8 protein-coding genes are annotated in these 13,720 nt (G+C 70.7%); 3 read left to right on the top strand and 5 right to left on the bottom strand.

Going from position 1 to position 13,720, the window contains the following annotated elements:
* The first annotated feature begins 10 nt into the window (after positions 1-10).
* Positions 11-1,069 (top strand): NADH:flavin oxidoreductase/NADH oxidase, encoded by a 1,059-nt coding sequence (locus P5G46_RS12815; protein WP_375094539.1) that lies wholly within the window; start codon positions 11-13, stop codon positions 1,067-1,069.
* 42 nt (positions 1,070-1,111) lie between these two features.
* Here the strand turns inward: P5G46_RS12815 and P5G46_RS12810 are convergent, their stop codons facing one another.
* Positions 1,112-2,173 carry a hemolysin family protein gene (locus P5G46_RS12810; protein ID WP_239276555.1) on the bottom strand — a complete coding sequence of 354 codons (1,062 nt, stop codon included), beginning with the start codon at positions 2,171-2,173 and terminating at the stop codon, positions 1,112-1,114.
* Complete coding sequence (locus P5G46_RS12805) at positions 2,170-3,513, bottom strand: hemolysin family protein (protein WP_408905900.1); 1,344 nt, start codon at positions 3,511-3,513, stop codon at positions 2,170-2,172. Before P5G46_RS12805 ends, P5G46_RS12810 begins: the two co-directional genes overlap by 4 nt.
* A gap of 152 nt (positions 3,514-3,665) precedes the next feature.
* Between P5G46_RS12805 and P5G46_RS12800 the strand changes: the two genes are divergently transcribed.
* Positions 3,666-4,640: a glycoside hydrolase family 76 protein gene (locus tag P5G46_RS12800; RefSeq protein ID WP_375094540.1), complete on the top strand. Its 975-nt coding sequence runs from the start codon at positions 3,666-3,668 to the stop codon at positions 4,638-4,640.
* On the opposite strand, the gene guaB1 is transcribed toward P5G46_RS12800, so the two are convergent.
* Positions 4,630-6,084 (bottom strand): GMP reductase, encoded by a 1,455-nt coding sequence (gene guaB1, locus P5G46_RS12795; RefSeq protein ID WP_408905859.1) that lies wholly within the window; start codon positions 6,082-6,084, stop codon positions 4,630-4,632. The two genes, P5G46_RS12800 and guaB1, sit on opposite strands and share 11 nt — an antisense overlap.
* Before the next feature lie 141 nt (positions 6,085-6,225).
* On the opposite strand from guaB1, the gene P5G46_RS12790 reads away from it, so the two are divergent.
* Positions 6,226-9,927: a multifunctional oxoglutarate decarboxylase/oxoglutarate dehydrogenase thiamine pyrophosphate-binding subunit/dihydrolipoyllysine-residue succinyltransferase subunit gene (locus P5G46_RS12790; RefSeq protein ID WP_375095374.1), complete on the top strand. Its 3,702-nt coding sequence runs from the start codon at positions 6,226-6,228 to the stop codon at positions 9,925-9,927.
* Positions 9,928-9,980: 53 nt separating this feature from the next.
* Here P5G46_RS12790 and P5G46_RS12785 read toward each other — a convergent pair whose 3' ends face one another.
* Together P5G46_RS12785 and P5G46_RS12780 are read right to left on the bottom strand one after the other, a co-directional pair.
* A complete protein-coding gene (locus P5G46_RS12785; RefSeq protein WP_408905858.1) occupies positions 9,981-11,285 on the bottom strand; it encodes an alpha/beta hydrolase in 1,305 nt (434 codons plus the stop codon).
* Complete coding sequence (locus P5G46_RS12780; RefSeq protein ID WP_408905857.1) at positions 11,282-13,711, bottom strand: bifunctional lysylphosphatidylglycerol flippase/synthetase MprF; 2,430 nt, start codon at positions 13,709-13,711, stop codon at positions 11,282-11,284. Before P5G46_RS12780 ends, P5G46_RS12785 begins: the two co-directional genes overlap by 4 nt.
* Positions 13,712-13,720 lie beyond the last annotated feature (9 nt).

The following is a 13,720-nucleotide window of genomic DNA, read 5'->3' as shown; positions in this document are numbered from 1 at the left end:
GGAGCCCTCTGTGAGCACCCTCTTCACTCCCCTGACGATCCGCGGTATCGAGATGCGGAATCGCCTCTGGGTCTCGCCGATGTGCCAGTACAGCGCGGTCGACGGCATCCCGAACGACTGGCATCACGTGCACCTCGCGCAGTTCGCCGCGGGCGGTGCGGGACTCGTCATCGCCGAGGCGACCGCGGTCTCGCCGGAGGGGCGCATCTCGCCGGACGACGTGGGCCTGTGGAACGACGCGCAGCTCGAGGCCTGGGCACCCGTGGTCGCGGCCATCCGCGCGCGCGGCGCCGTAGCCGGCGTGCAGCTCGGCCACGCGGGCCGCAAAGCGTCGACCACGTCGCCCCTGAAGGGCGGCCGCGGCTCGGTCGCGATCGCGGATGGCGGCTGGACCACCGTCGCCCCCTCCGCCGTGGCCTACCCCGGCTTCGCGGAGCCGCGCGCACTCGATGCCGCGGGCATCGAGAAGGTCGTCGACGACTTCGCGGATGCCGCGCGCCGCGCCGTCGCGGCCGGCTTCGCGATCCTCGAGGTGCACGCCGCCCACGGGTACCTCCTGCACCAGTTCTTGTCGCCGCTCAGCAACCACCGCGACGACGAGTACGGCGGGTCGTTCGACGGGCGCGTGCGTCTGCTCGAGCGCGTCACCGCGGCGGTGCGGGACGCCGCCCCGGATGCCGCGGTGTTCGTCCGCTTCTCCGGCACCGACGCCGCCGACGGCGGGTGGGACATCGACGACACCGTCCGCGCGGCGAGGCGCGTGGCGGCGGCGGGCGCCGATCTGATCGACGTCTCCAGCGGCGGGCTCGTGCCGCACCAGAACATCTCGGCGGGCCCGGGGTACCAGGTTCCGTTGGCCGAGACGGTCCGGCGCGAGACCGGCATCCCCGTCGCCGCCGTCGGCATGATCGACGACGCTCGGCTCGCCGAGGCGGTCGTCGCCGAGGGCCGCGCCGACGCGGTGCTCGCCGCGCGGGAGTGGCTTCGCGATCCGCACTACGCGTTGCGCGCCGCGGTCGAGCTCGGCGTCACCGTCCCCGCTCCTCCGCAGTACGCGCGCGCCTACTGACGGACGCCGCCGCCGAGGGGAGCACCCTCGGCGGCGCGGCCGTCAGGCGAAGCGGCGGCGCGCCGTGGCATCCTGCACTTCGCCCACGAGCTCTTCGATGACGTCCTCCAGGAACAGCACCGCCCGCACCTCTCCCGCGTCGTCGCGCACCTGCGCGAGGTGACGGCCGGAGCGCCGCATGAGCGCGAGAGCGTCCTCGAGGTCGGTCGATTCACGCACGGACACCATGTGGTGAATGCGCTTGCTCGGAATGGGGCGGGCCATGTCCGCGGCGTCGTCGGGTCCGTCGGCGACGCGGAGCACATCCTTGAGGTGGACGTAGCCGGTCGGGTGTCCGTGCCCGTCGACGATCACGTACCGGGAGTAGCCGTGGACCGCCACGGCACGCTCGATCTCGGCGGGCGTCGTCGTCTCGGGGAGGGTCACGAGGTCGGCCACCGGCACGGCGATGTCGGCGGCCTTCTTCTCGGTGAACTCCACCACCGCCGTCACGGTTCCCGCGACGTCGTCGAGCACGCCCTCGCGGCGGGACTGGTTGACGATGGTCGCCACCTCGTCGAGCGTGTAGGTGGAGGTGGCCTCGTCCTTCGGCTCGACGCGGAACAGGCGCACCACGTGGTTGGCGATCCAGTTCAGCGCGACGATGATCGGGTAGAACGCCTTCGACACCGCCACGAGCGGCGGTGCGAGCATCAGCACCGCGCGGTCGGGCAGCGAGAACGCGAGGTTCTTGGGAACCATCTCGCCGAAGACCACGTGCAGGTACGACACCAGCAGCAGGGCCACCGCGAACCCGACGACGTCGACCACCGTCTCGGACAGACCGGTGAGTCCGAGCGGCTCGGCGATCAGGTGATGGATCGCCGGCTCGGAGACGTTGAGGATCAGCAGCGAGCAGATCGTGATGCCGAGCTGGCACGTCGCGAGCATGAGCGTGGCGTGCTCCATCGCGTACAGCGCCGTCTTCGCCGCCCGCGAGCCACGCTCGGCAAGGGGCTCGATCTGCGAGCGTCGCGCCGAGATGACGGCGAACTCCGACCCGACGAAGAAGGCATTGGCGACCAGCAGCACGACCAGCCACGCGATTCCCGCCCAATCGCTCATCGCTGGTCACCCCCTCGAGCCGCCCGCACGAGGTCGTCGACCCCCTCCTCGACCGGGGAGGGCGTGAACTGCACCCGGTCGACCCGGCGTCCGTCCATGCGGTGCACGGTGAGCACGCCGTCCTCGATGGCGACCTCATCCCCCACCGCGGGGATCCGTTCCAGCGCCGCCATGAGGAAGCCTCCCACGGTGTCGTAGACCTCGCCCTCGGGCACACGCACCCCGGCGCGGTCGAGGAGCTCATCGGGACGAAGGTCGCCCGGGAAGGTCAGGGATGCCGCGGTCCGCACGACGCCCGCCCGGGAGCGATCGTGTTCGTCGAGCACCTCGCCGACGATTTCTTCCACGAGGTCCTCGAGCGTCACGACGCCCGCGGTGCCCCCGTACTCGTCGACGACGATCGCCAACTGGTAGCCGCGCGAGCGGAGCTCCGCGACGAGGGTGTCCAGGTGAACCGTCTCGGGAACGCGCAGCGGCTCGGTGGCCAGCGCCGCGACCGGGACGTCGGCGCGTCGGTCGCGCGGGACCGCGACGGCCGCCTTCAAATGGACGACGCCGACGATGTCGTCCATCGAGTCGTCGTAGACCGGGAAACGGCTGTGGCCGGTGCGACGAGCGAGCTGAATGACCGCGTCGGTGGGCTCGCCCGCGGCGAGCGCGTGCACGCTCGGGCGCGGGGTCATGACGTCGGCGGCGCTCAGCCGGGCGAACGTGAGGCTGCGGTCGAGGAGGGAGGCGGTGTCTTCCTCGAGCATGCCGGCGCTGGCCGACCGCCGAACAAGGCTCGACAGCTCTTCCGCGGTGCGCGCCCCGGAGAGCTCCTCCTTCGGCTCGACGCCCATCGCCCGGAGGACACCGTTCGCACTGCCGTTGAGAACAGCGACCGCGGGGCGGAAGACCGCGGTGAACGCCACCTGGAAGGGCATGACGAGCTTGGCGGTCTGGCGCGGGATCGCCAGGGCGAAGTTCTTCGGGACCAGTTCACCGAGGATCATCGACAGCACCGTCGCGACGCCGATACCGACGACGGCCGCGACGGGCGCGACGATCGCCTCCGGCAGCGACCAGCTCAGGAACACCGGACGCAGGAGATTCGAGATCGCCGGCTCCATCGTGTAACCGGTGAGGAGCGTCGTCAGCGTGATGCCCAGCTGCGCGCTGGAGAGGTGCGTCGAGGTGATGCGCAGCGCGTCAATGGTCAGCGACAGCCGCGATTCGCCGGCCGCCCGCCGGGATTCCAGGTCGGCCCGGTCGAGGTTGACCAGCGCGAACTCGCTGGCGACGAACAACCCGGTCCCCACCGTGAGAAGCAGCCCCACGCCCAGCATGACGTAGTCCATCACGCGTCACCCCCGCTCACGGCGGCAGAGGGGCGTCGGGGCTTGGGTCTACAACTGGGAGGGTCGTCCATCGTGCCCCCGATTCTAGGGCAGGATGCCGACACCGTCGCCGGCATGTCGGCATCCGATCCCCCTCCCCCCAGGATGGAGAGATGGATGCCATGGCCTCGGCGCAACAGCGGGCGGCGGCCGCGGAGGCCGCGGTGCGCACGAGCTACATCCGCCGCTACGGTCCGGTCGCGTGGGCGCACGCGGCCACGGGCGGCGAGGGCGCTCGCACCTGGCACTACTGGTGGCACGCGCATCTGATCCACGCCCTCGGAGAGGCGGAGCATCATCGCCCCGAGCGCGGGCGACGACGACTCATCGGAGAGGTGCTGCGCGGAGTCACCGTCCGTACCGCGGGAAGCTGGGTCACGCCGTTCTACGACGACATCGCGTGGATGGCCCTTGCGCTCGCGGAGGTGCGCCCCCGGGGTCGGGCGCGCGCTCGGATCGCGCGGATTTTGGAACGCGCGATCGACCCGGGCGTCGGAGCTCTGCCGTGGCGCGTCGGCAGCGCCCTCTTCAACGCTCCGGCGAACGGTCCCGCCGCGATGGTGCTCGCGCCCAGCCGGCATCGCCCCCGCGCCGAGCAGCTCAACCGGTGGATGGCCGCGACGCTCGAGGACCCCGCCACCGGCCTCATCCGCGATGGGATCGAGGAGGGTGCCGTTCGTCACGAGCTGTGGACCTACAACCAGGGGGTGGCGATCGGGGCCGCGCTCTCGCTCGGCGACGGGGACCGCGCGGCGGCCGTCGTTCGCGCCGTCGACCGTTGGTGCTCCGCCGACGATGGCCTGTTCCCCGCGGCAGGGGGCGGGGACGGAGGGCTGTTCGCCGGCATCCTCGCGCGCTACCTCGCGGTGGCGGCGCGCCTGCTTCCCCACGAGGATGCCGCCCGCGCGGCGCAGCTGATCCGTCAGAACGCCGACGCGCTGTGGGCGGGGGCGCGCGGCGGGCGCTTCCCGGCGGACCCCCGCCGCGCGGCGCGGGACGACGGGGACGACCTCGATCTGTCGGTGCAGCTGGGCGCGTGGATCACGCTCGAGGCCGATGTCGAGGCGACACGGGCCCTCACCAGCTGACCGGCAGCGCCTTCCCCTCCTCGTACCCGGCGGCCGACTGCAGGCCGACGCGCGCGCGCTCGTGGAACTGCGCCACGGTCGCCGCCCCCGCGTAGGTGAAGGAGGACCGGACACCCGAGGTGATCATGTCGAGCAGATCCTCGATACCGGGACGCTGCGGGTCCAAGTAGATGCGCGAGGACGAAATGCCCTCGGCGAAGAGCTCCTTGCGGGCCCGCTCGAACGCGTCCAGCCCCTGGAACCGCCCCTGCACCGCCTTGGTCGAGGCCATCCCCCACGACTCCTTGTAGATCCGACCACCGTCGTCGGCGCGCAGCAGCCCGGGCGACTCGATCGTTCCGGCGAACCACGACCCGACCATCACGGATGCCGCGCCGGCGGCGAGCGCGAGCGCCACGTCGCGCGGGTATCGCACGCCACCGTCCGCCCACACGTGGGCCCCCGCCGCACGCGCGGCTTCGGCGGTCTCGAGCACGGCGGAGAACTGCGGCCGCCCGACCGCGGTCATCATGCGCGTGGTGCACATGGCGCCAGGGCCCACCCCCACCTTGAGGATCGAAGCACCCGCCGCCGTGAGATCGCGCGCGCCTTCAGCGGTGACGATGTTGCCGGCGGCGATCGGGATGCCGAGACCGAGCCCTGCCACTTCGCGCAGGGCGCGCAGCATCTGCTCCTGGTGGCCGTGCGCGGTGTCGACCACGAGAACGTCGACACCGGCAGCGGCGAGCGCGCGCGCCTTTCCCGCGACGTCCCCGTTGATGCCGACGGCGGCGGCGACGATGAGCCGGCCGTCCGCGTCGACACCCGGCCGGTACACCGAGTCGCGCAGCGCGCTCCGGGCGGACAGAGTGCCGACGATGCGGTCGCCGTCGACCACCGCCACGATGTCGGCAGACCCCACGAGCTCGAACACCTCGTGCGGGTCACCGATGCGCTCGACCTCCACCAGGGGAGCGTCGGTGCGGGCGATGTCGCCCAGGGTGGCATCCGGGAGCGCGGTGGCCAGGCGCGGCGCAGGCACGATCCCCCGGTATCCGTCGAGAGCGACCGTGCCGTCTTCGCGCTGGTCGGCGACGACGATCCCCCGCCCGGACACCGCGGGCAGGACCAGCCGGGCATCGGCCACGGTCGCCGACGGGGGAAACACCAACGCCGCATCCCACGCGACCGGCTGCGACTTGACCCACCGCACCGCCTCCACCAGGTTCGGCAACGGCATGTCTTGCGGAAGGACGCCGAGGCCCCCGCGGCGCGCCAGAGTCGCGGCCAGGCGCGGGCCGGTGACGGAGTTCATGTTGGCCGACACCAGCGGCAGCGTGGCCCCGCTTCCGTCGCCGGGGGCGAGGTCGACGCTCAGGCGGCTCCCCACATCGGAATGACGCGGAACCAGGAAGACGTCGGAGTAGGTCAGATCGACATCGGGCTGTGCACCGGAGAACTCCATGACATCCACTCCACCACATCCGCCGGATGGCAAGACCCCGGAGTGTGCCCAGGATCCTCGGCTAGGCTGGAGATAGTGCGCAACGAAGACGGTCTGCGTGCATCCACACGAATCTTCATCGAGGAAAGCAGGCGATCGACTGTGTCGAGCCAGGTGACGGGCGTCGGTACTTCGAGCGAGGGCGAGTTCGGCGCGAACGAGTGGCTCGTAGACGAGCTCTACGAACAGTTCAAGGCCGACAAGCACTCCGTAGACAAGGCCTGGTGGCCGATTCTGGAGGCGTACCACCCGGTCGTCGACGGATCCGCCGGGGCCGCGGCTCCGCCGTCCGCGCCGCAGTCCGCGTCTGCGACCACGGCGTCCGAGCCCAAGCCCGTGACCGCACCCATCCCGGTGGTCGGTCAGGCCCCGGTCGCCCGCACGACAGCGAAGCCCGCCGCGCCGCAGCCGATCCCCGCGCAGGCCCCGAACGCGGTGCCCTCGGCCAGCGCTGAGAGCACGGAAGAAGACCGGGTCACCGTCCTCAAGGGCATGCCGAAGGCGCTCGCGAGCAACATGGACGACTCGCTGACGGTGCCCACCGCGACGAGCGTGCGGACGATCCCGGCCAAGCTGATGATCGACAACCGCATCGTCATCAACAACCACATGTCCCGCACGCGCGGCGGCAAGGTCAGCTTCACGCACCTCATCGGCTGGGCGCTCATCCAGGCGCTGAAGGAGTTCCCGAGCCAGAACGTCTACTACGCCGAGATCGACGGCAAGCCCTCGGTGGTGGCCCCCGCACACGTCAACCTGGGCATCGCGATCGACATGCCCAAGCCCGACGGGTCCCGCGCCCTCCTCGTGCCCAGCATCAAGCGCGCCGACACTCTGACGTTCGGGGAGTTCCTCGCCTCGTACGAAGACCTCGTCCGCCGTGCACGGTCGAACAAGCTCACGCCCGGCGACTTCCAGGGCACCACGATCTCGCTGACCAACCCCGGCGGCATCGGCACCGTCCACTCGGTCCCCCGTCTCATGCGCGGTCAGGGTGCCATCATCGGCGCCGGCGCACTGGAGTACCCCGCGGAGTTCCAGGGCGCGAGCGAGAAGACGCTCAACGAGCTCGCGATCGGCAAGACGATCACGCTCACCAGCACGTACGACCACCGCGTCATCCAAGGCGCCGGGTCGGGTGAATTCCTCAAGAAGGTGCACGAGCTGCTCATCGGCCAGCGCGGCTTCTACGACGACATCTTCGCCGCCCTTCGCATCCCCTACGCCCCGATCCATTGGGCCGCCGACATCAGCGTCGACGTCTCGGAGCGCATCGACAAGAGCGCCCGCGTGCAGGAGCTCATCAACTCGTTCCGCGTGCGCGGCCACCTCATGGCCGACATCGACCCGCTCGAGTACGTTCAGCGCACCCACCCCGACCTCGAGATCGAGTCCCACGGCCTGACCTTCTGGGACCTCGACCGCGAGTTCGTCACAGGCGGCCTGGGCGCCAAGCGCGTCGCCAAGCTCCGCGACATCCTCGGAGTGCTGCGCGACTCGTACTGCCGCACACTCGGCGTCGAGTACATGCACATCCAAGACCCCGCGCAGCGTCAGTGGTTCCAGCGCAACGTCGAGGTCAAGTACACCAAGCCCGGCCACGACGAGCAGCTGCGCATCCTGTCGAAGCTCAACCAGGCCGAGGCGTTCGAGACCTTCCTCCAGACGAAGTTCGTCGGACAGAAGCGCTTCAGCCTCGAGGGCGGCGAGTCGCTCATCCCGCTGCTCGACCAGATCCTCCAGGGTGCCGCCTCCGCGGGACTCGACGGCGCCGCGATCGGTATGGCCCACCGTGGGCGCCTCAACGTGCTGACGAACATCGCCGGGAAGACCTACGGCCAGGTGTTCCGCGAGTTCGAAGGCGCTGTCGCCGTGGGAAGCAAGCGCGGTTCGGGCGACGTGAAGTACCACCTCGGCACCGAGGGAACCTTCGTGGGCGACTCGGGCGACGAACTGCCGGTGTACCTCGCCGCGAACCCGTCGCACCTGGAGACCGTCGACGGTGTGCTCGAGGGCATCGTTCGCGCGAAGCAGGATCGCAAGCCCATCGGCACCTTCTCGTGGCTGCCGATCCTCGTGCACGGCGACGCGGCCTTCGCCGGTCAGGGCGTGGTCGTCGAGACGCTGCAGATGTCGCAGCTGCGCGGCTACCGGACCGGCGGCACGATCCACGTCGTGGTCAACAACCAGGTCGGTTTCACCACCACCCCGACCGACGCGCGCACCTCGGTGTACGCCACCGACGTCGCCAAGACGATCCAGGCCCCGATCCTGCACGTCAACGGCGACGACCCCGAAGCCGTCGTCCGCGCTGCGGATCTGGCATTCCTCTACCGCGAGGAGTTCCACCGCGACATCGTGATCGACCTCGTCTGCTACCGCCGTCGCGGTCACAACGAGGGCGACGACCCGTCGATGACGCAGCCGCTGATGACCAACCTCATCGAGGCGAAGCGCTCGGTGCGGCGCCTGTACACCGAGTCGCTCGTCGGCCGCGGAGACATCACCGAAGACGAGTACGAGCAGGCGAAGCAGGACTTCCAGAATCGCCTCGAGGTCGCGTTCGCCGACACGCACGCCGCCGAGACCGGCTCGACGCCGGTCGTCTCCACCGACGCGGCCGACGACGTCGTCGTGGGCGCACCCGAGACCACGGGAGTGTCGCGCGAGGTGGTGCATCACATCGGCGACGCGTTCGTGAACAAGCCCGACGGCTTCACGGTGCACAACAAGCTCCAGCAGCTGCTCGACAAGCGTCTCGACATGAGCCGCAACGGCAACATCGACTGGGCCTTCGGCGAACTCCTCGCCTTCGGCTCGGTGCTGATGGAGGGCACGCCCGTGCGTCTGGCCGGCCAGGACTCGCGCCGCGGCACGTTCGTGCAGCGTCACGCGGTGCTCCACGACCGCAACAACGGGCAGGAGTGGCTGCCGCTGGCCAACCTCAGCGAGAACCAGGGCCGCTTCTGGATCTACGACTCGCTGCTCAGCGAGTACGCCGCCATGGCGTTCGAGTACGGCTACTCGGTCGAGCGGGCGGACGCCCTCGTCCTGTGGGAGGCACAGTTCGGCGACTTCGCCAACGGCGCGCAGTCCGTCGTGGACGAGTTCATCTCGTCGGCCGACCAGAAGTGGGCGCAGCAGTCGAGCGTCGTTCTGCTGCTCCCCCACGGCTACGAAGGTCAGGGCCCCGACCACTCGTCCGCACGCATCGAGCGCTACCTGCAGATGTGCGCACAGGACAACATGATCGTGGCGCGTCCCTCGACACCCGCGTCGTACTTCCACCTGCTGCGTCGTCAGGCCTACCAGCGCCCGCGCCGCCCGCTCGTCGTCTTCACCCCGAAGGCGATGCTGCGTCTGCGCGGTGCGACCAGCCCCGTCGAGGACTTCCTCGAGGGTCGTTTCGAGCCCGTGCTCGACGACGATCGCGGCATCGACCGCGGCGCCGTCACGCGCGTTCTCCTGCACGCCGGAAAGATCCACTGGGACCTTCGGGCGGAGCTCGACAAGAACCCCCACCCCGAGATCGCCCTGGTGCGTCTGGAGCAGTACTACCCGGCTCCGGTCGACGAGCTGAACGCCGTCCTCGCGCAGTACCCCAACGCCGAGCTGGTGTGGGTGCAGGACGAGCCCGAGAACCAGGGTGCCTGGCCTTTCGTCGCCCTCGAGCTGGCGGACAAGCTCGACGGACGCGGCATCCGGGTCATCTCGCGCGCAGCCGCCGCTTCCACGGCGACGGGTTCGCCCAAGGTTCACGCCACCGAGCACGCCGAGATCATGAAGGCGGCGCTCGCCGGCTGATCAACGAAGAGGAAGGGCCCGGTCACCGACCGGGCCCTTCGTCGTTCCTGGGTTCAGGATGCCGGGGGCGCGAGGCCGAGAACCGGGCCCAGGGCGGCGATCCCGAACGTCAGGCCTCCATCGAGCGCCTCACCCGTGTGGCCGGTTCCGTCGACGACGTGCGTCAGCGTGGTGAATCCGGCGGCCTGCGCCGCCTTCGCGTTCGACTGCTGGCCCGGACCGTACGTGGTGTCCTCCCCACCCCACGTGAAGATCGCCGTATGACCCGCGTAGGTACCCGGCGGGGCGGCGGCCATGACCGACGCGGGCTCGGCGGCGGCGAAAGCCGCGGCATCCCCTCCGTAGACATCCTTCACGGTCTGATCGACGTGCTCCGACCCGGGGAACTCGTTGCCCGAGACGTCCAGGATCTGTCCCCACACGTCCGGATGCTGCGCACCGTAGAGAGCCGCGCACGCGCCCCCGTTGGAGAACCCGCCGATCGTCCAGAACCGGTGGTCCTGCGTCACGTTGAGGTGGTGCGCTGCCCACTGCGGCACCAGCTGCGTGACGTAGGTCGATACGGCCCCGTACAGCGCAGAATCGACGCACACGGGGTCTTTCTCCGGCACGGAGAGTTGATCGACGACGATCGCGATCGGGGCGAGCCCGCGGTTCGCGGCCGCAAAGGCGTCGAGCGACTTCGCCAGCGCGGTGGGGTCCGGCGAGCCCGGCTGCCCCATCATGAACACCAGAAGGGGCAGAGCCGGCGGATCGGGCACGAGGGCCGCCGGCGGCAGGTACAGCGAGGCGTCCCTCGCGGCGAACGAGCCGGTGGGGATGCGCGTGTCCCCGGTGAGCGCGCTCACCGTCCCCTGGCTCGGCATCCCGGCCGGCGGCTGCCAGCGCTGGTACAGCAGAGCCGGGTCCGAATCGGCCACGTCGTCCTGTGGAGGCAGCGTGGCCGGATCGAGCGCTTGCACCCCGAGGATGGCCGCGAGGGTGTGCGTCACCCCGTACGACGCGTTCACCCCGAGCGCCCCGGCGAGCAGCGCGGCCACCACGGTCGCCGCGCCGATGAGCCGGCGCCCCCACGGAGGACGGCACACGCCCACGGCCCCTACCGTTGCCGCAGCGACACCGCCGGCACCCCAGAGGGCAGCGCCCCAGGGCAGCGGCCCCTCGAACACGCCCAAAGGCTCGAGCACCACAGCGACGACGTACAGGCTCACGCCGGCCGCCACCCCGACGACGAGCGTGCGAACCGGCCGACGCGGCGCCCCCACGAGCACCGCCACGACGCCGAGAACTGCGACGACGACGCACACACCGAGCAGTGGCGAGTCGATGAGCTCGAACGACAGCACGAAACGGTTCACCGTCGGCCCTCCCACGCGGTTCTGGCCAGGGCTACGATCTCGCGCCGGGAGGCGTCGGGGAGGTAGGCCCGTCCCACGGCGGCACCGATGGCCGGCAGGTGCAGGGGGTCACGGTACGCGAGGGAGAGTCCGCGGTAGCGCGGACGGAATTTGCCCTTGAAGCGGAACAGTGAGGCGAAGCCGTACGCCGGCTCCAGCACGTCCGCCAACCACCGCAGCAGCGCGCGCAGCGGCGCCGGGTCCTCATCGGCCGGGGTGTCCGGTGCTTCGGCGAGAGGAGCGCCGGACAGGCTCAGCACCGCCGCACCCTCGTCTTGAAGCTGCAACGCGGCCTTGGCGATGAGGAACTCCATCATCCCGTTGGGGCCGTCGCTGCGGCGTCGCATGAAATCGAGCGTCCACCCGGTGAGGGAGCCCGCCGTCCAGCTCGGCATCCAACTCGTGACGGCTTCGATCCGACCGTCCGGGCCGACCGCCAACAGCAGACGCACGTCGCGGTCGTTCAGTTCGGCGAGAGACCCGAGGGTGAAACCCATCTCGGGGAGCGCGCGGTCCGCGACCCACTCCTCGTCGATGGCGACGACCTGCGATGCCTGTGTGACGGTGAGCTCGTGCCAGTGGGTCCACACGGCCGTGTAGCCCTCACGCTCGGCGCGAATGAGTGGTTGGCGCACCTTCTGCCACGCTTTCCCCGCGAAGGTCAGCCCCGGCAGGTCCATCACCGTCTCCACGCCGACGGGGATGTGCCGCCACCCCAGTGCCGAGAGCTCGGCGACGGTGTCGTCGTGGACGCTGTAGAAGGCGGGGATCCAGCCGTGCTCGACGCAGAAGTCCGAGAACGACCGGAGCGTCTCGCCACGCCGATCCTGCGGGGCCAGCGGGTCGGCGATGGCGAGGGCCACATCGCCCACGAGTCGGTAGGCGACGGCGCATGCACGGTCGTCGGAGTACCAGTGCCGGTTCCCCGCCCACGTGCCGAGGAATCCGAGGGTGTCGCTCCCCCGCTCCAGCAGCTCGCGGTACAGACGACCGTCACCGGCATCGGGACGCTGCACGCGGCGGAAGAGCCACAGGAGCGCGGCGATCACGACGGCCCAGAACACCACCCCCACCCACTGGTACGCGAACAGCGCCGGACCGTGGTGGGGGAAGGTCGCGACACCGACGGAATTCGTGTACGACGGCGGGAGGAACCGCCGGAGCGTCAGGAGGACGAGGTCGAGCACCGACGGGTCTCGGTCGAAGGACCGACGCCCGAGCGCCTCGATCGCGAAGAAGGTCGACGCGCACGTCAGGAACGCGACCCCGACCACCCCGGTGACCGTCGCGGCGGCGCGCCGGGTGGCCCGGACGGGGAACCGACCCCGCGCGACGAACAGGACCATGGCCAGCGTCACGGGGATCGCGACGGTCGCCACCGCCCACAGGACGTACTCGGCGCCGCTGCCGTCCACCCACGGCGTGATGCGCAGACGGCCGTCCACGAGCGAGAGGAGGGGGATGACAGCCGATGCCACGAGGGTGAGGACGGCCAGGATCAGCGCCGCGCGGCGTCCGAGCCGGAGACCCCACGCCGCCACGAGCATGAGGATCAGCGGCGTCACCGCCAGCAGGGCGGGCCCGAGTCCGCGCGTCATCAGCAACGCCAGCTGCTCGTCGCACACGGCGGCCGACACCCGGCTGCAGCGCTCGAGCAGCTCGTCGTCGTACTGCGTGTACGCGTCGACCACGAGCGACAGGGGGCCGCGCCCACCCCCGCTGATGAGCGCGACGAGCGGTCCGCTCCCCACCACCGCCACCAGCAACGCCAGGAGGGTGCGCGTCTCTCGCGTGGAGCTGCGGTGCCAGGTCCTGCGCTCGCGCCCACGGGCCAGTCGCTCGCCGACGGCGAGTCCGATCACCGCGGCACTCACGCGGTACCAGGAGTCGGCGTCGCCGGCGTACAGCGCGAACAACGCCAGGGCGGCGAACCCGACCAGGCGGACGCGCCGCCGCCAGAGCGTCGAGGCGTACGCGGATGCGGCCATGACGACCCCCGCGATCGCGGTCGTCGGGTCGAGCACCGGCACCTCGGCGGCGACCACCGGCCGCAGATCGGTCACCGTCCACGCGAGGGCATGAAGACCGATTCCTGTCACGAGCCCCGCGATCCCCACGGCCGCGAGCAGGAGTGCGACCCGACGCGAGCCGAGGAGGCGTTCCGCGTACGCCAGCACCGTCATCGCCAACATCACCGAGATCACGGTGTCGGTCGGAGAGTCGGGGATCACCAGCGCCGAGACCACCGTCCACCAACGACCCGCCGCGAACGTCGCGAGCGGGCCCGCGCCCCAGCTCGAGGCATCCGCCCCCCACAGGCTGCCGGTCAAAGCAGCCGCCGAGACGATCATCACGACGAACGCCACCGTGACCGGATGCCTCGTCACGAATTGCTG

Source organism: Microbacterium mcarthurae, from assembly GCF_046064585.1.
Classification (GTDB): Bacteria; Actinomycetota; Actinomycetes; order Actinomycetales; family Microbacteriaceae; genus Microbacterium; species Microbacterium mcarthurae.
This window is presented reverse-complemented; position numbering and strand designations above follow the sequence as displayed.

Excerpts from the sequence above, each read along its gene's own strand:
- guaB1 (WP_408905859.1), bottom strand. The coding sequence starts at position 6,084 with ATGGAGTTCTCCGGTGCACAGCCCGATGTCGATCTGACCTACTCCGAC.
- P5G46_RS12800 (WP_375094540.1), top strand. The coding sequence starts at position 3,666 with ATGGATGCCATGGCCTCGGCGCAACAGCGGGCGGCGGCCGCGGAGGCC.
- P5G46_RS12810 (WP_239276555.1), bottom strand. The coding sequence starts at position 2,173 with ATGAGCGATTGGGCGGGAATCGCGTGGCTGGTCGTGCTGCTGGTCGCC.
- P5G46_RS12805 (WP_408905900.1), bottom strand. The coding sequence starts at position 3,513 with ATGGACTACGTCATGCTGGGCGTGGGGCTGCTTCTCACGGTGGGGACC.